Raw genomic sequence first — 567 nt, 5'->3', positions numbered from 1 at the left:
TTTATTTGGGCCCAGTTCTTCCGCAAGCCAAAGCGCAATCAGTCACAGGAACTAGGCCAAACCCAGCAGATCCTTTAGTTACTTGCGCTTATCCGAAAGGAAGTTCCACACCTCGTTAGAAGTGTCCGGCTCGTACCACCAGGTGTGGTCGCCCTTGACCTTGAGGAGCTCAACGTTCTTCAGGCAGTTGTTAAAGCGCAGGCGCTCAGCCATTGGGCCGTTCTGCTCAGCCTGGAAAGTCATGTCACAACGGTTGCGTTTGAGGTAACCGCCGAGAACCTCACGAACCGGTAGGTAGCCGGCCTCGTGACGGGTGCCGCCCTCGTACTGCATTATGCGGTCATTCACTCCGTGCATGATGAGGGTGTGCATCGGGGCGTCAACGCAGTTCTGCTCGACTGGATTGTAGAAAGCGCCGGAGACTGTTGCCACAGCAGCGAAGGTCTCCTGCGCGTGGCAGCCCAGAACAGAGGTAAAGCCGCCGCCATTGGACATTCCCATCGCATAAACGCGGGAGCGGTCAACGCGGTAATCCTTGTCGACGTCGTCCAAGATGCGCTGAATGAA

The 567-nt window shown here is 56.4% G+C and carries 1 protein-coding gene; it reads right to left on the bottom strand.

Going from position 1 to position 567, the window contains the following annotated elements; translation table 11 throughout:
- Positions 1 to 78: 78 nt before the first annotated feature.
- A partial coding sequence (locus F4V54_RS11260) for a CE1 family esterase (protein WP_282958597.1) occupies positions 79 to 567 on the bottom strand: 489 nt, incomplete at its 5' end.

This window comes from Corynebacterium tuscaniense, assembly GCF_008693065.1.
Classification (GTDB): Bacteria; Actinomycetota; Actinomycetes; order Mycobacteriales; family Mycobacteriaceae; genus Corynebacterium; species Corynebacterium tuscaniense.
The sequence above is the reverse complement of the archived record's forward strand: the minus strand, read 5'-3'. Positions and strand labels throughout refer to the sequence as shown.